General features: G+C 57.0%; 16 protein-coding genes and 5 pseudogenes. 10 read left to right on the top strand and 11 right to left on the bottom strand.

Annotation, left to right across the window (positions count from 1 at the left end):
- Positions 1-26: 26 nt before the first annotated feature.
- The 3 genes from secB (at position 27) to cysE (ending at position 2,394) form a co-directional block, all read left to right on the top strand.
- On the top strand, positions 27-491 hold the full coding sequence (gene secB / locus AC6I8M_RS20620; protein WP_010616519.1) for a protein-export chaperone SecB: 465 nt from the start codon (positions 27-29) through the stop codon (positions 489-491).
- Positions 491-1,510, top strand: coding sequence for an NAD(P)H-dependent glycerol-3-phosphate dehydrogenase (gene gpsA / locus AC6I8M_RS20615; protein WP_498013592.1), 1,020 nt, complete (start codon positions 491-493; stop codon positions 1,508-1,510). Before secB ends, gpsA begins: the two co-directional genes overlap by 1 nt.
- A 68-nt stretch (positions 1,511-1,578) precedes the next feature.
- A complete protein-coding gene (cysE, locus tag AC6I8M_RS20610; protein ID WP_058948836.1) occupies positions 1,579-2,394 on the top strand; it encodes a serine O-acetyltransferase in 816 nt (271 codons plus the stop codon).
- Between the two features lie 7 nt (positions 2,395-2,401).
- Here cysE and AC6I8M_RS20605 read toward each other — a convergent pair whose 3' ends face one another.
- Genes AC6I8M_RS20605 through cpxR form a run of 3 tightly spaced genes read right to left on the bottom strand, consistent with a single transcriptional unit; the run spans position 2,402 to position 4,937 of the window.
- Positions 2,402-2,830 carry a TrmH family RNA methyltransferase gene (locus AC6I8M_RS20605; RefSeq protein ID WP_010616523.1) on the bottom strand — a complete coding sequence of 143 codons (429 nt, stop codon included), beginning with the start codon at positions 2,828-2,830 and terminating at the stop codon, positions 2,402-2,404.
- 35 nt (positions 2,831-2,865) lie between these two features.
- Positions 2,866-4,242, bottom strand: a complete 1,377-nt coding sequence (cpxA, locus tag AC6I8M_RS20600) for an envelope stress sensor histidine kinase CpxA (protein WP_498013591.1) — start codon at positions 4,240-4,242, stop codon at positions 2,866-2,868.
- Positions 4,239-4,937 carry an envelope stress response regulator transcription factor CpxR gene (cpxR, locus tag AC6I8M_RS20595; protein WP_010616525.1) on the bottom strand — a complete coding sequence of 233 codons (699 nt, stop codon included), beginning with the start codon at positions 4,935-4,937 and terminating at the stop codon, positions 4,239-4,241. The genes cpxA and cpxR overlap by 4 nt, the downstream gene beginning before the upstream one ends.
- A gap of 150 nt (positions 4,938-5,087) precedes the next feature.
- Between cpxR and cpxP the strand changes: the two genes are divergently transcribed.
- The 5 genes and pseudogenes from cpxP to AC6I8M_RS20570 all read left to right on the top strand — a co-directional run bounded on the left by cpxP (position 5,088) and on the right by AC6I8M_RS20570 (position 9,886).
- Entirely contained in the window at positions 5,088-5,600 is a 513-nt protein-coding gene (gene cpxP, locus AC6I8M_RS20590) for a cell-envelope stress modulator CpxP (RefSeq protein ID WP_010616526.1), read from the top strand.
- Positions 5,601-5,793: 193 nt separating this feature from the next.
- Positions 5,794-6,711: pseudogene (fieF, locus tag AC6I8M_RS20585) on the top strand (CDF family cation-efflux transporter FieF).
- A 191-nt stretch (positions 6,712-6,902) separates the two neighbouring features.
- On the top strand, positions 6,903-7,865 hold the full coding sequence (gene pfkA / locus AC6I8M_RS20580; RefSeq protein ID WP_010616528.1) for a 6-phosphofructokinase: 963 nt from the start codon (positions 6,903-6,905) through the stop codon (positions 7,863-7,865).
- A 147-nt stretch (positions 7,866-8,012) separates the two neighbouring features.
- Positions 8,013-9,003, top strand: a pseudogene (locus AC6I8M_RS20575) (sulfate ABC transporter substrate-binding protein).
- 127 nt (positions 9,004-9,130) lie between these two features.
- Positions 9,131-9,886: a CDP-diacylglycerol diphosphatase gene (locus AC6I8M_RS20570; protein WP_010616529.1), complete on the top strand. Its 756-nt coding sequence runs from the start codon at positions 9,131-9,133 to the stop codon at positions 9,884-9,886.
- A 68-nt stretch (positions 9,887-9,954) separates the two neighbouring features.
- Here AC6I8M_RS20570 and tpiA read toward each other — a convergent pair whose 3' ends face one another.
- The 3 genes from tpiA to fpr all read right to left on the bottom strand — a co-directional run bounded on the left by tpiA (position 9,955) and on the right by fpr (position 12,286).
- A complete protein-coding gene (tpiA, locus tag AC6I8M_RS20565; protein ID WP_498013590.1) occupies positions 9,955-10,722 on the bottom strand; it encodes a triose-phosphate isomerase in 768 nt (255 codons plus the stop codon).
- A 121-nt stretch (positions 10,723-10,843) separates the two neighbouring features.
- Positions 10,844-11,434 carry a YiiQ family protein gene (locus tag AC6I8M_RS20560; protein WP_010616531.1) on the bottom strand — a complete coding sequence of 197 codons (591 nt, stop codon included), beginning with the start codon at positions 11,432-11,434 and terminating at the stop codon, positions 10,844-10,846.
- 105 nt (positions 11,435-11,539) lie between these two features.
- Positions 11,540-12,286, bottom strand: coding sequence for a ferredoxin--NADP(+) reductase (fpr, locus tag AC6I8M_RS20555; RefSeq protein ID WP_010616532.1), 747 nt, complete (start codon positions 12,284-12,286; stop codon positions 11,540-11,542).
- 295 nt (positions 12,287-12,581) lie between these two features.
- Between fpr and AC6I8M_RS20550 the strand changes: the two are divergent.
- Positions 12,582-13,052: pseudogene (locus AC6I8M_RS20550) on the top strand (MFS transporter); the annotation flags it as partial.
- Positions 13,053-13,155: 103 nt separating this feature from the next.
- On the opposite strand, the gene glpX reads toward AC6I8M_RS20550, so the two are convergent.
- The 3 genes and pseudogenes from glpX to AC6I8M_RS20535 form a co-directional block, all read right to left on the bottom strand.
- Positions 13,156-14,166 carry a class II fructose-bisphosphatase gene (gene glpX / locus AC6I8M_RS20545; protein ID WP_010616533.1) on the bottom strand — a complete coding sequence of 337 codons (1,011 nt, stop codon included), beginning with the start codon at positions 14,164-14,166 and terminating at the stop codon, positions 13,156-13,158.
- Between the two features lie 95 nt (positions 14,167-14,261).
- A complete protein-coding gene (glpK, locus tag AC6I8M_RS20540) occupies positions 14,262-15,773 on the bottom strand; it encodes a glycerol kinase GlpK (protein ID WP_010616534.1) in 1,512 nt (503 codons plus the stop codon).
- A gap of 29 nt (positions 15,774-15,802) precedes the next feature.
- Positions 15,803-16,650 (bottom strand): annotated as a pseudogene (locus AC6I8M_RS20535) (MIP/aquaporin family protein).
- 416 nt (positions 16,651-17,066) lie between these two features.
- Here AC6I8M_RS20535 and zapB point away from each other — a divergent pair.
- Positions 17,067-17,306: a cell division protein ZapB gene (zapB, locus tag AC6I8M_RS20530; protein WP_010616536.1), complete on the top strand. Its 240-nt coding sequence runs from the start codon at positions 17,067-17,069 to the stop codon at positions 17,304-17,306.
- Positions 17,307-17,357: 51 nt separating this feature from the next.
- On the opposite strand, the pseudogene rraA reads toward zapB, so the two are convergent.
- Both rraA and mtlR read right to left on the bottom strand, forming a co-directional pair.
- A pseudogene (gene rraA / locus AC6I8M_RS20525) lies at positions 17,358-17,843 on the bottom strand (ribonuclease E activity regulator RraA).
- Positions 17,844-18,009: 166 nt separating this feature from the next.
- Positions 18,010-18,558, bottom strand: coding sequence for a mannitol operon repressor MtlR (gene mtlR / locus AC6I8M_RS20520; protein ID WP_022548536.1), 549 nt, complete (start codon positions 18,556-18,558; stop codon positions 18,010-18,012).
- Positions 18,559-18,563 lie beyond the last annotated feature (5 nt).

Genomic DNA, 18,563 nt, shown 5'->3' with positions numbered 1-18,563 from the left:
AATTTTCACTTAAAGGATTCAGTAACATGTCAGAGCATAGCAGCAACGAAATGCAGTTCCTGATTCAACGCGTTTACACCAAAGACGTCTCATTTGAAGCGCCAAACGCACCTCAGGTTTTCCAGAAAGAGTGGGAACCGGAAGTGAAGCTGGATCTGGACACCGCCTCTTCTCAGCTGGCGGATGAAGTGTATGAAGTCGTGCTGCGCGTTACTGTCACCGCCACCGTGGGCGAAGACACCGCGTTCCTGTGCGAAGTACAGCAGACCGGTATCTTCACCATCAGCGGTATCGAAGGCACGCAGATGGCACATTGCCTCGGCGCATACTGCCCGAACATTCTGTTCCCGTATGCGCGTGAATGTGTCACTAGCCTAGTGTCACGCGGTACCTTCCCTCAGCTCAATCTGGCGCCGGTCAACTTTGATGCTCTGTTCATGAATTATCTGCAGCAGCAGGGTGAAGGCGAAGCGCCACGTCAGGATGCCTGATGACTACACTCAACGCTTCGATTAGCGTCATCGGTGCCGGCTCGTACGGCACCGCACTGGCCATTACGCTGGCCCGTAATGGCCACCCGGTGCTGCTGTGGGGCCACAATCCGCAAAGCGTGGCGCAGCTGCAGGCTGACCGATGCAATACCGCTTTCCTGCCTGATGTTCCTTTCCCCGATAATCTCGTTCCTGAAGCCGATCTGGCCCGCGTCGTCAGCGCCAGCCGCGATCTGCTGGTGGTGGTGCCAAGCCATGTGTTCGGCGATGTGCTGATGCAGCTTAAACCGCTGCTGCGTGCCGACTCACGCATTGTCTGGGCGACCAAAGGACTGGAAAAAGAGACCGGACGGCTGCTGCAGGATGTGGCACGCGAAATCCTTGGCGACAGCATTCCGCTGGCGGTGATTTCCGGCCCGACCTTTGCCAAAGAGCTGGCGGCCGGTATGCCGACGGCGATTGCGCTGGCGGTCACTGACGCGCAGTTTGCCGACGATCTGCAGCAAAAGCTGCACTGCGGCAAAAGCTTCCGCGTTTACAACAATCCGGACTTCATCGGCGTGCAGCTGGGCGGCGCAGTGAAAAACGTCATTGCGATTGGTGCCGGGATCTCCGACGGCATTGGCTTTGGTGCCAACGCACGTACGGCACTTATCACCCGCGGTCTGGCGGAGATGAGCCGTCTCGGTGCTGCGCTGGGTGCCGATCCGACGACCTTTATGGGCATGGCGGGTCTTGGCGATCTGGTGCTGACCTGTACCGATAATCAGTCGCGCAACCGCCGTTTCGGCATGATGCTGGGGCAGGGCGAAAGCGTGGATGAGGCGCAACGCATTATCGGACAAGTTGTAGAAGGCTACAGAAACACCAAAGAAGTTAAAGCGTTAGCTGCAATGGTGGGCGTGGAAATGCCAATAACCGAGCAAATTTATCAGGTATTATATTGCGAAAAATCGGTGCGAGAGGCAGCATTGAGCCTGCTTGGTCGTACAAGGAAGGACGAGAACAGCCAAAGCTAAAGCAGGACGCTTAAGCATTATCACCTATAGCGCCTAATCGGGCGCTTTTTTATCGGGAGCAAACAGCAATGTCGTCTGAAGAGTTAGAACTGGTCTGGAACCATATCAAAGCCGAAGCCAGAGCGCTGGCCGATTGTGAACCGATGCTGGCCAGTTTTTACCATACGACCTTGCTCAAGCATGAAAATCTCGGCAGCGCGCTCAGCTACATGCTGGCTAACAAGCTCGCCAACCCGATCATGCCCGCCATCGCCGTGCGCGAAATTGTTGAAGAAGCCTATCGTCAGGATCCCGAGATGATTGTCTCGGCCGCGTACGATATTCAGGCGGTGCGTCAGCGCGATCCGGCGGTCGACAAATATTCCACGCCGTTACTCTATCTGAAGGGCTTCCACGCGCTGCAGGCGTACCGTATTGGCCACTGGCTGTGGAAAGAGGGACGGCGCGCGCTGGCGGTGTATCTGCAAAACGAAATCTCGGTCTCTTTTGCCGTGGATATTCATCCGGCGGCGCGCATCGGGCGCGGCATCATGCTGGATCACGCCACCGGTATCGTGATTGGTGAAACGGCTGTGGTGGAAAATGACGTCTCCATTCTGCAGTCGGTCACGCTGGGCGGTACCGGTAAAACCAGCGGCGATCGCCATCCGAAGATCCGTGAAAGGGTGATGATTGGCGCGGGGGCCAAAATCCTTGGCAATATTGAAGTCGGGCGCGGTGCCAAAATCGGCGCCGGTTCGGTGGTCTTGCAGCCGGTGCCGCCCCATACCACGGCGGCTGGCGTGCCGGCGCGGATTGTCGGTAAACCAGCCAGCGACAAACCGTCGATGGATATGGATCAGCACTTCACCGGCGCCGGGTTTGAGTACGGCGACGGCATCTAGCCTTTGATCAGCGTGCCCGCACAAAATCCAGCTGGCGCCACGCCTCATACACTACCACTGAAACCGCATTCGACAGGTTCATGCTGCGGATCTTCTGTTCTGCCGGCAACGCATTAAGAATTTCTGGCGGTAAGCCACGGCTCTCCGGACCAAATAACAGATAGTCGCCCGGCTGATAGCTGACGGCGCTGTGCGCCGGTGTGCCTTTGGTGGTCAGCGCGAATAAGCGCTGTGGCGCTTCCGCCGCCAGAAAAGCGGCGTAGCTGGCGTGCTTTTTCAGCGCGGTATATTCATGGTAATCCAGTCCGCGTTTGTCATCCCAGGCGAAGCCTAACGGCTCAATCAGGTGCAGCTGAAAGCCGGTATTGGCACACAGGCGGATGATGTTGCCGGTATTTGGCGGGATTTCAGGTTCAAATAAAACAATGTTTAGCATAAGGCCTCCGGAAACGAGGGCCGCAGCATAGTAAATTATTGCCGGGCGGAGTACAGCGGCAGCCACAGCGTCAGGCGCAGACCGCCTAACGGGCTGTCATCGGCTTTCACCCAGCCGCGGTGCTGTTGCACGGCGGTTTCGACAATCGCCAGCCCGAGCCCGGTGCCGCCGGATTCACGGTCACGCGCTTCATCGGTGCGGTAGAACGGACGGAAAATCTGCTCGCGATCTTCCGGGCTGACGCCGGGACCGTCGTCGTCCACGTGCACGGTGATGCCCTGAATATCCACCGCAAAGCTAACGCTGATGTGCGTGTGCGAATAGCGCAACGCGTTACGCACAATGTTCTCCAGCGCACTTTCCAGCGCATGCGGGTTGCCGTACAGCGGCCACGGGCCGGGCGGATACGGCACGTCCATGGTTTTACCCATCTGCTCCGCTTCGAATTTGGCATCTTCCAGTACGCCGTTCCACAGCTGGTTGGCCTTTATCGCTTCGCTCACCAGCGCGTTCTTGTGCTGGGTGCGCGACAGTACCAGCAAGTCGTTGATCATGCCGTCCAGACGCTGCGCTTCGGTCTCAATGCGCTCCAGCTCTTTGCCTTCGCCATGACGCCGGCGCAGTAGCGCAGTCGCCAGCTGCAGGCGCGTCAGTGGTGTGCGTAATTCATGGCTGATATCCGACAGCAGACGCTGCTGTGCCGTCATCATGCGTTCGAGCGCGCTCACCATCTGGTTGAAACTGGAGCCGGCAGCAAGAAATTCCTGCGGGCCCGATTCCAGTTCCGGATGCTGACGCAAATTTCCGCTCGCCACTTCATCAGCGGCATGTTTTAGTTTGCGTGCTGGACGCGCTAGGCTCCACGCCAGCCACAGCAGCAGCGGCGAGCTGATTAACATGGTGACGATGAGCAGCAGCAGAGGACGGTCAAACAGCAGGTTGACGAAATCGAGCTGGGAGCTGGTGACGGGACGGATCAGATACAGCTGGTAATTGTCTTCGCCGTCGCGCACCGCGAAGGGGCCGACCATCTCGACGCGGCCATACTTTTTCTTCTGCGGATGATCGGCATTATCGGACTGGCCGATAAAGTTGCGGATCACCTGCATTTCATTGTGCTGCGCACCGATCACCCGTCCTTCGCTGGTAACCAGCAGCAGGCGCTGACCGGGCGGTGCCCATTTGTCGATGGCGCGAAACAGCCGGCGCCACCACATCAGGTCGTTGGGCGGATCCTGTGACAGCTCCGCCTCAACGTGTTGCTCAATCATGGTGCCCTGACGCTGTTCGCTCTCCATCAGCGAGGTCATCTGGCGCGAATCGAGTTTGGGCACCATCAGTACCAGCATCAACACCAGCGCCAGGGTGAGCCAGAAGATGGCGAAGATGCGGGTGGTCAAACTTCCAATCATGATGCCGAAACCATCAGATAGCCGCGTCCGCGCAGAGTTTTGAACCACGGATGACCATCACGACGTTCCGGCAGCTTACGACGCAGGTTAGAGATGTGCATATCAATGGCGCGATCAAACGGCGTCAGGCGCTTGCCCAGCACTTCTTGGCTGAGATGCTCGCGTGACACCACCTGGCCAAGATGCTGCGCCAGTAAGTAGAGCAGGGTGAACTCGGTGCCGGTGAGATCCAGCGTTTCGCTGTCGAAGCTGGCTTCCTGACGGCCCGGATTCAGGCGCAGGCAATCCACTTCCAGCGTCGGTGAGCTGTTATCGTGCTGTTGCTGCTGTTCGCTCCAGTTGGAACGGCGCAGAATCGCACGGATACGCGCCACCAGTTCGCGATCGTTGAACGGCTTTGGCAGATAGTCATCCGCGCCCAGTTCCAGGCCCAGAACGCGGTCCAGCTCGCTACCGCGGGCGGTCAGCATGATGACAGGGGTTTGATGTTGCTGGCGTAGTTCTTTTAACGTGTCGATACCGTTCTTCTTCGGCATCATTACATCGAGCAAAAGCAGGTCGACGGTGTTGTCCAGCAGATTGAGCGCCTGCTCGCCATCGCTGGCGACAATCACCTCAAAACCATCCATTTCAAGCAGTTCTTTAAGCAGCGAAGTCAATTCGCGGTCGTCATCAACCAACAGGATTTTATTCATTTTTTGTTGCCCTCCGCAGGCAAAATACCGTGTTCCTATAGTGGCAATCCAACGCTTTACGTAGTTTTACACCCCTTGACGGATGTTTGCAGCTGTCGCCGTACACTAACTCTCGTTGAATCGCAAAACGGAACGAACCGGGAGTAAACGATGCGCTACTTAACCGCCGTCGTCTTTGCCTCAGCGATGGTTCTCAGTCACGCCAGCGCAGAAGCAGCAGACACGACGACGATTGACGAGATGCATCATAACGGCGGATTGACGACAGGCAGTATGACGCAAAATCCGCAAAGCCACATGTTCGATGGCATTGAGCTGACTGAACAACAGCGGCAACAGATGCACGACCTGATGAAGCAAGCGCGCCATGAACGCCCGGTATTAAGCGTTCAGGACATAGAAACTATGCATAACCTTGTCATTGCAGACAAATTTAACGAATCGGCTATCCGGCAGCAGGCGGAGAAACAGGCACGCGAGCAGGTAGAACTGCAAATCGAGATGGCCCGGATTCGTAATCAGATGTATCACCTGCTAACGCCTGCACAGCAAGCGACATTGCAGAAGAATTTTGAGCGGCGCCTAAACGAAGCGCGTCGGCTTTCCAGATTGCAGCCATCATCACCGCTGCAAGCAGTGAGTAGTACCAGCAGTAACCAGTAACATAGTATCCCTGTTTTCCTTGCCATAGACACCATCCCTGTCTTCCCCGCCATGATGGCGGTTTTTTTTTGCCCTGAATTCGCGGGCAAATTGCATCCGTTTCGCCATCCTGTCACGCAGTCTGCACGGGACGGTGATAAACTTGAGCCATTTTCCACTGCATGGCGTGCTGCAGCGCCTGACGAGGCAAGGCATGGAACCTTCCTACGCAAAACTGGTAAACCGCGCGGCGCTGGCGGCGACCACGCTGGCAACGCTGTTGCTGATCGTGAAAATTTTCGCCTGGTGGTACACCGGTTCGGTCAGCGTGCTGGCGGCGCTGGTGGATTCGCTGGTCGATATCGCCGCGTCACTGACCAATCTGCTGGTGGTGCGCTATTCATTGCAGCCTGCCGATGACGATCACACCTTTGGTCACGGCAAAGCGGAATCGCTGGCGGCACTGGCGCAAAGCATGTTTATCTCCGGATCGGCGCTGTTTCTGTTTCTTACCGGGCTGCAGCATCTGGCCACACCGGAAACGCTGCGCGCGCCGCTGGTTGGCGTAATTGTGACGCTGATCGCCCTCAGCTCCACGCTGGTGCTGGTCGCTTTTCAACGCTGGGTGGTACGGCGTACCCGCAGCCAGGCGATTCGCGCGGACATGCTGCATTATCAGTCGGATGTGGTGATGAACGGTGCCATTCTGGTTGCGCTGGGCTTAAGCAGTTATGGTTTTAAGCGTGCGGATGCGCTGTTTGCGCTCGGCATCGGCATATATATCCTCTATAACGCGCTGCGCATGGGCTATGAAGCGGTGCAGTCGCTGCTGGATCGTGCGCTACCGGAGCAGGAAAAACAGGCGATTATCGCGCTGGTAAGCCACTGGCCCGGCGTACGCGGTGCCCATGCGTTACGTACGCGGCAGTCTGGCCCGACGCGGTTCATTCAGCTTCACCTGGAGATGGACGATCATCTCCCGCTGGTGCAGGCGCATCAGGTGGCCGATCAAATTGAGCAGGCATTACGGTAAAAATTTCCCGGCTCAGATGTGATTATTCATCAGGACCCCTATTCTGTCGTGCCGCAAAATCAGCAGGGTTTTTTCAGTTTTAGCCGTTATAAAACATAGCATTGCGTGAAAAAAATGACGTAACGCTAACAACTCTGTAAAAAATTAGCGAAAACTTGTCTGACCTGAATCAATTCAGCATCAAGCCTTTGATATACTATCTGCAACTATTAAGCCGTGCGATCGCGAGCTGGTCGACACTGGTCGACAGGCAGGAATAATCCTTAGTTTTGAACAATCCAGAGGTTGTCATGATCGAAAAAATCGGAGTACTGACCAGCGGCGGCGACGCCCCGGGTATGAACGCAGCCATTCGCGGAGTTGTCCGTTCCGCGCTGAGTGAAGGCCTTGAAGTTTTTGGTATTTATGACGGCTATCTGGGTTTGTACGAAGACCGCATGATCAACCTCGACCGCTACAGCGTGTCGGACATGATTAACCGCGGCGGCACCTTCCTCGGCTCGGCGCGTTTCCCGGAGTTTCGCAACGAAGAAGTGCGTCAGGTCGCGATCGAAAACATGAAAAAGCGCGGCATTGATGCGCTGGTGGTGATCGGCGGTGACGGTTCTTACATGGGCGCTAAACGCCTGACCGAAATGGGCTTCCCGTGCATTGGCCTGCCGGGCACCATCGACAATGACGTCGCCGGTACCGATTACACCATCGGTTATTTCACCGCGCTGGAAACCGTGGTTGAAGCGATTGACCGTCTGCGCGACACCTCTTCTTCGCATCAGCGTATCTCCATCGTTGAAGTGATGGGGCGCTACTGTGGTGACCTGACCTTAGCGGCGGCCATCGCCGGTGGCTGTGAGTTCATCGTGCTGCCTGAAATCCCTTACACGCGCGAAGAGCTGGTGGCAGAAATCCAGGCCGGCATTGCGAAAGGTAAAAAACACGCCATCGTGGCGATCACCGAACACATCTGTGACATCGACGATCTGGCGCACTTTATTGAAGCGGAAACCAAGCGTGAAACCCGCGCCACCGTGCTCGGTCACATTCAGCGTGGCGGTGCGCCATGCGCTTACGACCGCATTCTGGCATCACGCATGGGCGCTTATTCAATTGAGCTGCTGCTGCAAGGCTACGGTGGTCGCTGCGTGGGTATTCAGAACGAGAAGATGGTGCATCATGACATCATCGACGCTATCGAAAACATGAAGCGTCCGTTCAAGCGCGACTGGCTGGATACCGCGAAAAAACTCTACTAATCAATGATTAATCGGGTGCGATCGCTTTCGCGCCCTTTTTTATGTCTGGATATATTCTCCATAGTTATAACAGCTTATTTTTAATTCTTTAATCCATGCATTGCTTTGTGTCAGTCTTGTTCTATAACGACCTCGGGAGAGCAAGCAATGAACAAGTGGAGTATTGGTGTCACCCTGTTACTGGCTTCAACCAGTGTTCTGGCAAAGGATATTCAGCTGTTAAACGTCTCTTACGATCCAACCCGTGAAGCTGTACGAGCAGTATAACAAAGCGTTTAGCGCGCACTACAAGCAGGAAACCGGTGATAACGTGGTGATCCGCCAGTCGCACGGCGGTTCGGGTAAGCAGGCGACGTCCGTGATCAATGGCATCCGCGCGGATGTAGTTACGCTGGCGCTGCAGTCCGACGTGGATGCTATTGCTGACCGTGGTCGTATTGATAAAAGCTGGATCAAGCGTCTGCCGGACAACTCGGCACCTTATACTTCCACCATCGTGTTCCTGGTGCGCAAAGGCAATGCTAAAGGCATTCATGACTGGCCGAATCTGATCAAGCCAAGCGTTTCCGTGATCACGCCAAACCCGAAAAACTCCGGCGGTGCACGCTGGAACTATCTGGCGGCCTAGGGCTGGGCGCTGGACCAGAACCACGGTGACCAGGCCAAAGCGCTGGCTTACGTCCGGGCGCTGTTCAAAAACGTTGAAGTGCAGGATTCCGGTGCACGTGGTGCGACCAATACCTTCGTTGAGCGCGGTATCGGTGATGTGCTGATTGCATGGGAAAACGAAGCCTATCTGGCCGTCGATAAGCTGGGCAAAGACAAGTTTGAAATCGTTACGCCGAGCGAATCGATCCTCGCCGAACCGACGGTCTCTGTGGTCGATAAAGTGGTGGATGAGCAGGGCACGCGTAAGGTGGCGGAAGAGTACCTGAAATATCTCTACTCACCGGAAGGCCAGACCATCGCGGCGCAAAACTTCTATCGCCCGCGCAATCCTGAGGTAGCGAAGAAGTTTGCCAGCAGCTTCGCGCCGGTTAAGCTGTTCACCATAGATGACAAGTTTGGCGGCTGGAGCAAAGCGCAGAAAGCACACTTTGCCGACGGTGGCAGCTACAATCATGTCATGAAACCGTAACCGCGTTGACATCATGACGAAACGGTCAGCCCTGCGCTGGCCGTTTTGCTTTGCGGCGCGGAAAAAGCCATGACTTTCCGCTGGCGACAGGTGAGGATGCTGACAGCTCATCACTGAGGATCTGGCTATGCAGGCGCGCCGCCGTAGTCTTACGTTGCTGATTATCGCGTTCATTCTTCTGATTGCCGGACTGATCGCCGGTGCGGTGCATTTACATAAAAACGCCGACGCGCTGTGGCAGATTGTCAGCGAAAAGTGCGTACCGGACATGACGCAACGCGGTAATCCTGCCTCCTGTCAGCAGGTCAATCTGGCGCAGGGTTACGTCACGCTCAAAGATCTGAATGGCCCGCTGCAATATCTGCTGATGCCGATAGCAAAAATCACCGGCATGGAGAGCCCAATCCTCCTTGAACCCACCACGCCGAACCTGTTTGCTGCTGCCTGGCAGCAGCGCCGCCTGCTGGCGCAGAAGCGCAGTGCGCCTGTCGACGACCGCGTGCTGTCGCTGGCCATCAACGCGCAGTATGGTCGTACGCAGAATCAGCTGCACATTCATATCTCCTGCCTGCGACCGGATGTGCGTCAGCAGCTGGATACGCTGGCGCCGAAGCTGAATGCGCAGTGGCAGACGGCAACGCTGCTGCGGCATCGCTGGCTGATTCACACGCTGATCACCGCCGAACTGGCGCAGCAAAGCGTGTTTATCCGGCTGGCAGAGGAGGTGCCGCATGCGCGCGGTGAGATGGGCAAATACGGGCTGGCGCTGGCCCAGTTGCCGGATGGACGCCTGGCGCTGCTGGCGCTGGAGCGCAACTGGCTGAAGCTGAATCGCGGCTCGGCGGAAGAACTGCAGGATCACCAGTGCCGTTTGCTGGAGTGAGTGGCATCGCGACCGATTAAGGCCATAAAAAAGGCGGCTCATCAGCCGCCTTTCTTTGCGTCAGCAACTTAAGCGTTTTTTGCTGCCGCAGCGGCTTTAACGATTACCGCGAAAGCATCTGCCTTCAGCGACGCACCGCCCACCAGCGCGCCGTCGATGTCCGGCTGGGTGAACAGTTCTGCGGCGTTTTTGTCGTTGACCGAACCGCCGTACTGAATGATTACCTGCTCAGCGATAGCGGCATCTTTCTTCGCGATGTGGTCACGAATGAATTTGTGTACTGCCTGCGCCTGCGCTGGGGTAGCCGATTTACCGGTACCGATAGCCCATACTGGCTCATAGGCGATAACCGCGCCTTCGAAGGCCGCTGCACCCTGGGTTTCCAGCACGGCGTCGATCTGACGTGCGCACACTTCTTCAGTTTTGCCGGCTTCGTTCTCGGCTTCGGTCTCACCGATGCACAGCACCGGTACCAGGCCTGCGGCCTTCAGCACGGCGAATTTCTTGGCGATGAACTCGTCGCTCTCTTTATGGTAGGTGCGGCGCTCAGAGTGGCCGATGATGATGTATTTCGCGCCGATGTCTTTCAGCATCTCGGCAGAGGTTTCACCGGTGAAAGCGCCAGACAGGTTCACGTCAACGTTCTGCGCACCCAGCGCAATGTGGCTGCCGGAAATGGCGTGTTTGGCCTGATCCAGATAGATCGCCGGCGGAGCAATCGCCACACCGCAGCCTTCCACACTTGACAGCTCTTTGCGCAGACCTTCAATCAGCTCGCCCGCCATGTGCTTGCTGCCATTCAGTTTCCAGTTACCCATAACCAGTGGATGTCGCATTCTTTCCTCCGCATAACGCGATTCATGAAATAGCGCTGCCATCGGGGCAGCGATGTCTGCCAGACAGTATAGAGATCAAATGGGGCGCTGGCTTTGCTTTTCGTCATTTTTGCTGGGGAGATCAGGGGCTAGCGAGCGCCAGTTTGATGGGCTCAACGGCGAAGGTCAGTCCCTTGTCGCCATTGTCTGCGACCACAAAGCGCAGTGCACCTTCGGTGCGGGAAAAATAGTGTGCGCCCTTGCCGGCGCTGAGCAGGCCATCGAGCTTCTTGTGTCCCTCTTCCGGTGACAAACCGGGCACAAAAAAGCGCAGTAGCGCAGTCATGTAATCCATGGCGCGTGTCTGTGCCGCTTTCATATCCGGGCCCGGCACCGGCAGCCAGGTAATCTGCAGCGTTTTAATCTTGCCGGTGCCCTGTTCCAGCGCGGTAGAGGCATACAGCGTTTCGCTGATTTTGCTGGCGGCGCGTGTCAGGTGGCTTTTGTCATCGCGGTTATCGATGGCGCGATACTCCTGCAGCGGCAGATCAGGATTGGCGGCGTTGTACTTTTCGCGGAACTGCGCGGTGGTCATATCAAAGGTGGGCGCACCTGCCAGCAGATACGGCGCCGCAGGCAGGTGATCGTTGCGATCCTGCGCGGGCGCGTCCTCCGCCCAGGCGGAAAATGTCAGTGCGACGCTGAGCAGCAGCGCGACTGGCAGATTCTTCATTGCTTCGGCCCTAAATCATTCACTTAGCCCACAATTAAAACGGTTTTTACCGCTGAAAGTCAAAACCCGCGCCGGGAAAAATCTGACATTTTGCTGCCGGCGCGATTACCAGTAATGCTCGCTGGTCATGTGGCCGGGTTTACGTTTGAAATGCTTACGCATATCGCGGGTCTCTTTCAGCAATTGCTGGGTATCGCGCACCATCTGCGGGTTACCGCACAGCATCACGTGGCTGGTGTCGGCGAGCATCGGCAGGCCCACGGCGTTTTCCAGTTCTCCGCTCTCGATCAGCTGCGGTACGCGGCCATGCAGTGAACCGGGCATCTGCTCGCGGCTGACCACCGTCTGAATATGCAGCTTGCCCTGATAACGCTGCTGTAGCTGCTGCATCAGCGGCAGAAAACTCAGGTCGGCCGCATAGCGCGCAGCGTGCACCAGCACGATATTATCGAAGCGCTCCAGCCCTTCACCCTGTTGCAAAATCGACAGATACGGGCCGATCGCCGTGCCGGTCGCCAGCATCCACAGCGTCTGGCAGTCGGGGATCTCATCCAGCACAAAGAAACCGGCCGCTTCTTTGGTCACCATCACTTGATCGCCGGGCTGCAGCGCCTGCAAACGCGGGCTGAGCTTCCCTTCCGGCACCGTCACCAGATAGAACTCCAACAGCGGATCCTGCGGCGCGTTAACGTAGGAGTAGGCGCGCTGCACGCGTTCGCCGTCGACTTCCAGCGCCAGCTTGGCAAACTGGCCGGCGATAAAGGGGTCGATGGGCGCAGTGACGCGCAGGCTGAACAGTGCATCGGTCCAGTTTTTCACTTCTTTTACTTCTGCATTGACCCACTCTGCCATGTTCGCTCCTGATGATTGATAATTGGTCTCTTTCTATTCTTCGTCAGCCCGGCACCAGATTTCCAGCCCCCCAGCGGGCAAAGGGTTCTCTGCGACAAATCGTCCGCACACATCAGCAACTGTAGCGGCCACGTTACAGCCTGGTACAGAAGCTTGACGGTGCCTGAGCTATCGCTTTACGCCCGCCTCTCGCTTTGTGCGCAATTCCTGATATTTTTGCCGCCATAACTCTCCGGCAGCCCTGTTTAGTGCTGTCATTACTTTGTTTCTCAGGCAGACATTTTGTTCCATGATGATGAGTAATACGCAAAACCGCTTTCTGCTGTTCATGCTGATTGTGCTGGTGGCGGTCGGGCAGATGGCGCAGACCATCTATGTGCCCGCCATGGCGAACATGGCAGAGGCGCTTAACGTACGCAGCGGCGCCATGCAGCAGGTGATGGCGGCCTATCTGATGGCCTACGGCGGATCGCAGCTGATCTACGGCCCGCTGTCGGACAGCATTGGCCGGCGTCCGGTGATCCTCGCGGGAATGACGATCTTCGCGGCGGGCGCGCTGATCGCCCTGTTTGCGCCGTCGCTGAGTGTGCTGGTATTGGGCAGTGCGGTGCAGGGACTGGGTACCGGCGTGGCTGGCGTCATGGCGCGCACCATGCCGCGTGATCTCTACTCCGGCATTGCGCTGCGCTAGGCCAACAGCCTGCTCAACATGGGCATTCTGGTCAGCCCGCTGCTGGCACCGGTGATCGGCGCGCTGCTGCCGCAGCACGATCAGTCGAGCCTCGGCATGCTGATGTTTGTGACGTCGCTGGTGATGCTGCTGTGCTGGTGGCCGCTCTCGCGTCATCCGGAGAGCGGCAAACAGACGGTTACAGGATAAAAGGGTGCAGCGCCGCGTCTTTGCGGTCCAGATAGTGGATCGACTGAATGCGGCGAATGGTGCGCGATTTACCGCGCACCAGCAGCGTTTCGCTGGTGGCGATATTGCCCTGGCGCGTGATGCCCTTTAGCAGATCGCCCGTGGTGATGCCGGTCGCCGCGAAAATCACGTTATCGTTACGCGCCATCTGTTGCAGCGTCAGCACTTCCCCGGCGTTGATGCCCATTTCGGCACAGCGCGCCAGCTCCTGCTCACCCAGACGGCGGTTTTCGGCCGAATCCCCTTTGACCTGATGACGAGCCAGCAGGCGCGCCTGCATGTCGCCATCCATGGCGCGGATCACCGCCGCCGATACCACACCTTCTGGCGCACCGCCGATGCCATACAGCACGTCCACTTCGCTGTCCGGCATACAGGTGAGAATGGAGGCCGCCACGTCGCCGTCCGGGAAAGCAAACACGCGCACGCCCAGCTGCTGCAGCTGCGCGATGACCGCATCGTGACGCGGTTTGGCGAGAATCGACACCGTCAGCTGGCTGAGCTGTTTATTGAGCGTCTGCGCAATCGACTGCAGATTGGTGGCGAGCGGCTGGTTGAGATCGATAGCGCCGCGCGCGCCCGGACCGACAATCAGCTTTTCCATATACATATCAGGTGTGTGCAGGAAACTGCCTTTATCGCCCACCGCCAGCACCGCCAGCGCGTTGGCTTGGCCCATCGCAGTCATGCGTGTGCCTTCGATGGGATCAACCGCAATGTCCACCGCATCGCCGTCGCCGGTACCGACTTTCTCACCAATGTACAGCATCGGTGCTTCGTCGATTTCGCCCTCGCCAATCACGATCTGGCCGTCGATGTTGATGGTGTTGAGCATAATGCGCATAGCGTTAACGGCGGCGCCGTCGGCGGCATTCTTGTCGCCGCGTCCTAACCAGTGATAGCCCGCTAACGCAGCGGCTTCGGTCACACGGGAAAATTCAATCGCGAGTTCTCGTTTCATGGTATGCACCTGACAAAAAACAGGCGGGCAGTGTAGCACAGCGGGGCAGGGGCACGGGAAAAACCCGCGGCAGGGCGCCGCGGGTCAGCACAGTGTTACTCTTCTTCTTCCCACGCTTGGGCGCGCGCCACGGCTTTTTTCCAGCCGGCATAGCGCACGTTGCATTCGGTAGTTTCAATGCTTGGACGGAATTCGCGTTCCACCACGGCTTTAGCACGAACTTCTTCCAGATCGTTCCAGAAACCGACCGCCAGACCAGCGAGGTAAGCCGCACCCAGCGCGGTCACTTCGCGCACTTCCGGACGCTCCACGCGCGTGCCGAGAATATCGGACTGGAACTGCATCAGGAAGTTGTTGGCCACCGCACCGCCATCCACGCGCAGCGACTGCAGGCGGGTATCAGCATCGTTCTGCATCGCTTCCAGCACATCACGCGTCTGGTAAGCGATGGACTCCAGTGTGGCGCGAATGATGTGGTTGGCATTGGCACCACGGGTCAGACCGAAGATTGCGCCACGCGCATACGGGTCCCAGTACGGTGCGCCGAGACCGGTAAAGGCCGGCACCATGTACACACCGTTGGTGTCTTTGACTTTCATCGCGAAGTATTCAGAGTCGCCCGCATCGCTGATCAGCTTCATCTCATCGCGCAGCCACTGAATTGACGCACCACCGATGAACACGGCACCTTCCAGCGCGTAGTTCACCTCGCCGCGTGGACCGCAGGCGATGGTGGTCAGCAGACCGTGGGTAGAGGTAACCGCTTCGGTACCGGTGTTCATCAGCATAAAGCAGCCGGTGCCGTAGGTGTTTTTCGCCATGCCAGGCTGCACACACAGCTGGCCATACAGCGCAGCCTGCTGGTCACCGGCGATACCGGCGATAGGAATACGCGTACCGCCCTTACCACCAATGTTGGTCTGGCCGTAGATTTCGGACGATCCTTTCACTTCCGGCAGCATTTCGCGCGGAATATCCAGAATCTCCAGCATGCGCGCATCCCACTCCAGCTTGTGGATGTTGTACATCATGGTACGCGATGCGTTGGTGTGATCGGTGATGTGCACGCGGCCCTGGGTCATTTTCCATACCAGCCAGGTGTCGACGGTGCCGAACAGCAGTTCGCCGCGTTTTGCCCGCTCGCGCGCGCCTTCCACATGGTCGAGAATCCACTTCACCTTGGTGCCGGAGAAGTACGGGTTAATCACCAGGCCGGTGGAGTGCTGGATATATTCTTCCAGACCCTCTTTCTTCAGCTTGTTACAGTAATCGGCGGTACGCGGATCTTGCCAGACGATGGCGTTGTAAATCGGTTTGCCGGTCTCTTTGTCCCAGACAATCGCGGTTTCACGCTGGTTGGTGATACCGATGGCGGCGATCTGGTCAGAACGGATATTAGCGTGCGCCACCACTTTCACCAGCGTGGAGCTCTGTGAGGCCCAGATGTCCATCGGATCGTGCTCAACCCAGCCGGCTTTCGGGTAGATCTGAGTGAATTCGCGCTGTGAGACGGCGACGATGTTGGCGTCATGATCGAGCACAACGGCATGTGAGCTGGTTGTGCCCTGATCGAGCGCGACAATATATTTTTTATCAGTCGTAGTCATTATGGTTTCCTGATGATTAACGATGAAACTTACGCTTTACGCTGCTCAGCGCGCGCGACCGGTTTTTCTGTTTTACTGGTTTCTGCAAGGTTGCCCGGCAGGTAGCGGCCAATCAGCGCACGATAACCGAAGGCACCGAGGCAGGCTCCGACCAGCGGGCCAAAAATTGGCACCAGGAAGTAAGGAATATCTTTACCACCGGTGAACGCCACGTTACCCCAGCCAGCGAAGAAGGCGAACAGCTTCGGACCGAAGTCACGCACCGGGTTCAGGGCGAAGCCGGTCAGCGGACCCATGGAACCACCAATCACCGCCACCAGCAGACCAATCAGCAGCGGCGCCAGCGGGCCACGCGGTACGCCGTTGCCGTCGTCGGTCAGCGCCATGATTACCGCCATCAGCACGGCAGTAATCACCATTTCCACCAGGAATGCCTGCGCCACGGTGATGTGCGGGTTCGGATAGGTGGAGAAGATACCGGCCAGATCGAGGCTCTGCACGCTGCCGCGTACCATCTGGTGGCTGGCTTCGTAATCAAAGAACAGATTGTAGTAAAGACCGTAGACCAGCGCCGCCGCACAGAACGCGCCAGCGATTTGCGACACAATATAAGGTAAAACTTTGCGGCCTTCGAAGTTGGCGAACAGGCACAGTGCAACCGTGACTGCCGGATTGAGGTGAGCGCCGGACACGCCTGCGCTCAGATAAACTGCCATGGAGACAGCAAGACCCCAGATGATACAAATTTCCCACTGGCCGAATGCGGCACCGGCCAGCTTCAGCGCCGCCACACAGCCGGCACCAAAAAAGATGATCAAACCGGTACCGAGAAACTCGGCGATGCACTGACCTTGAGTGTGTTCGTTGTCTGACTCATAATGGAATTCCTGAAGCGAGGTTAAATTTTATCAGTTTTTGTTCTCAATCCTTGAGTCGCCCAGCTCTAATGTAGGGTTGATGTTAATTTATCGTTAACAAGCATAAGCGAGAAATAGCGAAATCGAATTTTGTGTTCCGTGTCATAAAAATGCGAGTTTTCGCGTCTTTTGCCTGTGTTTAGGGCCAAAAACCCCCGCTGCGCTGCACCCTGCGCGTGTGACCGCGCGCAAAATGCGCGAAGTTGCGCGTTTTCCAAGTATAAACTGAAAAGTGTTACAGACTTCCCTCGCAGGCCTTGTGCTGCTGGACTTGCCGGGTGTGGCTACATACAATCGGGACATCGTGGCTGGACGCACTATTTTAAGGCACGCCCGGTCTATCAACGCCTTGCACGATTTAGGAGAGGTCAGAAAGATGTCATTTGAAGTATTCGAGAAACTGGAAGCGAAAGTACAGCAGGCGATTGATACCATCACCCTGCTGCAGATGGAAATTGAAGAGCTGAAAGAGCAGAACAATAACCTGAAAAACGAAATGAGCCAGGCATCCGGCAATCACGAAGCGCTGGCGTGTGAAAATCAGCACCTGAAAGAAGAGCAGCATGTATGGCAGGAGCGCCTGCGTGCACTGCTGGGAAAAATGGAAGAAGTTTAAGCCTCAGCGCTTAAACCAACGGGTGCCGCGGCACCCGTTTTTGTTTGTCGCTTACTCGATGTCGAGTGCGTCTTCAGACAGGATCATGCCGGTGTTGTCGGCGCAGAGATGATCGCCGGAGAAGAAGGTGACGCCGCCGAAGTTAACCCGCACGTCGCTCTCGCCGATGCCTTCGCCTGCGGCGCCTACCGGAATGGCCGCAATCGCCTGAATGCCGATCTCCAGCTCTTCCCGTTCATCGACCTAGCGAACCGAGCAGTACACCACGATGCCTTCCCACTCGTTTTGCGCCGCCAGCCGCGCCAGTTGTGCGTCAACCAGCGCGCGCCGCACTGAGCCGCCGCCGTCCACCAGCAGTACGCGACCGCGACCGTTCTCTTCGAGCAGGTCATACAGCAGGCCGTTGTCTTCGAAACATTTCACTGTGGTAATTTGACTACCGAATGAGGTGCGCCCACCAAAGTTCGAAAAAAGCGGTTCAACAACGTTCACTTCTTCATGGTAGATGTCGCAGAGTTCAGATGTATCGTATTTCATAGGGATGTCGTCTGTTTGCCACAGGAACGGTAAGTATATCGCTATCTGACGATTGTTGGCAAAATCATCAACCGCGCAAAAAAAGCGCTGCATCAATATCCTGCGTAATATTTTGTCTGCGGCGGGGAGAACAGCGGCGCGTGGCGACAGCGCCGCAGGGGAAGCGTTACACGGCGGGCTTCTTGAAGGCCTGTTTGTGCGAGATACGGGAAATCAGCTCGGTCAGCGACAGCACCATGGTGGAGCGCACCATCTGCAGGTAGCGCTGTTGCTGCATGGCGCGCAACGCGGCGTCGTCGCGGGTGAAATCGGGTTGCGGCGGCCAGGCCAGCACGCAGTGCAGTTCGCCGAACGGGCCGAGTATTTCATCGTCGGTAAAGCGGTAGTCGCTGGTGTCGTGATTCAGCTCCTCACGCAGCGCCAACAGCAGCTCGCAGTCTTCGTATTCGTGGCGATTGATCACCCCCAGGCCGTAGATGAGCTTCAGGCGTACCGACAGCTCGCCCAGCGGGCCGTTGCCCAGCAGCAGCGGTTCCACCGCATATTTCACCGCGTAGTCGTCTTTGCGAAAGACCTGCAGCACCAGCAGATTGACTGCTTCCGCCAGCAGTTCGACAGCGGCGATCAGGAAGCTTCTCACCGAACGACCGGCGTTCAGCCGCTCAAGCACCCGGTTTTCAAAAGCCTGCTTCTCTTCCATTATTGCCTGCATCATTCAGC

This window comes from Type-A symbiont of Plautia stali (assembly GCF_059731155.1).
This window is presented reverse-complemented; position numbering and strand designations above follow the sequence as displayed.

Bases quoted from the DNA above. Each gene is read 5' to 3' on its own strand.
- AC6I8M_RS20560 (WP_010616531.1), bottom strand. From the start codon at position 11,434: ATGAAGAATCTGCCAGTCGCGCTGCTGCTCAGCGTCGCACTGACATTT.
- glpX (WP_010616533.1), bottom strand. From the start codon at position 14,166: ATGAAACGAGAACTCGCGATTGAATTTTCCCGTGTGACCGAAGCCGCT.
- AC6I8M_RS20570 (WP_010616529.1), top strand. From the start codon at position 9,131: ATGCAGGCGCGCCGCCGTAGTCTTACGTTGCTGATTATCGCGTTCATT.
- fpr (WP_010616532.1), bottom strand. From the start codon at position 12,286: ATGGCAGAGTGGGTCAATGCAGAAGTAAAAGAAGTGAAAAACTGGACC.
- cysE (WP_058948836.1), top strand. From the start codon at position 1,579: ATGTCGTCTGAAGAGTTAGAACTGGTCTGGAACCATATCAAAGCCGAA.
- tpiA (WP_498013590.1), bottom strand. From the start codon at position 10,722: ATGCGACATCCACTGGTTATGGGTAACTGGAAACTGAATGGCAGCAAG.
- pfkA (WP_010616528.1), top strand. From the start codon at position 6,903: ATGATCGAAAAAATCGGAGTACTGACCAGCGGCGGCGACGCCCCGGGT.
- secB (WP_010616519.1), top strand. From the start codon at position 27: ATGTCAGAGCATAGCAGCAACGAAATGCAGTTCCTGATTCAACGCGTT.
- gpsA (WP_498013592.1), top strand. From the start codon at position 491: ATGACTACACTCAACGCTTCGATTAGCGTCATCGGTGCCGGCTCGTAC.
- zapB (WP_010616536.1), top strand. From the start codon at position 17,067: ATGTCATTTGAAGTATTCGAGAAACTGGAAGCGAAAGTACAGCAGGCG.
- cpxP (WP_010616526.1), top strand. From the start codon at position 5,088: ATGCGCTACTTAACCGCCGTCGTCTTTGCCTCAGCGATGGTTCTCAGT.
- AC6I8M_RS20605 (WP_010616523.1), bottom strand. From the start codon at position 2,830: ATGCTAAACATTGTTTTATTTGAACCTGAAATCCCGCCAAATACCGGC.
- cpxA (WP_498013591.1), bottom strand. From the start codon at position 4,242: ATGATTGGAAGTTTGACCACCCGCATCTTCGCCATCTTCTGGCTCACC.
- glpK (WP_010616534.1), bottom strand. From the start codon at position 15,773: ATGACTACGACTGATAAAAAATATATTGTCGCGCTCGATCAGGGCACA.
- cpxR (WP_010616525.1), bottom strand. From the start codon at position 4,937: ATGAATAAAATCCTGTTGGTTGATGACGACCGCGAATTGACTTCGCTG.
- mtlR (WP_022548536.1), bottom strand. From the start codon at position 18,558: ATGATGCAGGCAATAATGGAAGAGAAGCAGGCTTTTGAAAACCGGGTG.